Origin of the sequence: Komagataeibacter melaceti (genome assembly GCF_003403295.1) — a bacterium.
GTDB lineage: Bacteria > Pseudomonadota > Alphaproteobacteria > Acetobacterales > Acetobacteraceae > Komagataeibacter > Komagataeibacter melaceti.
In genome coordinates this window covers 1-276 of sequence record NZ_QUWV01000091.1, presented here as the reverse complement: position 1 = coordinate 276, position 276 = coordinate 1, and the positions used below count along the sequence as shown (strand labels likewise).

The following is a 276-nucleotide window of genomic DNA, read 5'->3' as shown; positions in this document are numbered from 1 at the left end:
CGGGCTGACGTCGCAGTTCGCGATGCTCCGCACCACCGCCATCGCATGATGGCGCAGCAGCGCCGGGTCGCGCACCAGGTGCCCCTCGGGAAACAGCGCGGCCAGCGCATTATCGCGGGCGGTGGGCTGGTGATAGCTGGTATGGCTGGTGTCTTTCTTCACCGTCACGTTGCCGCAACCCAACGCCAGAAGGAGTGCGCCTACAAGATCCCATGGATCAACGGCATCAGCCGCCCCGTCCAGCGCCTGGTGCAGGGCCTGCGTGCGGATCTCGCC

Annotated in this window: 1 pseudogene; it reads right to left on the bottom strand. The window is 67.0% G+C overall.

What is annotated here, in order from left to right:
• A pseudogene (locus DY926_RS17295) lies at window positions 1-276 on the bottom strand (ParB/RepB/Spo0J family partition protein); the annotation flags it as partial.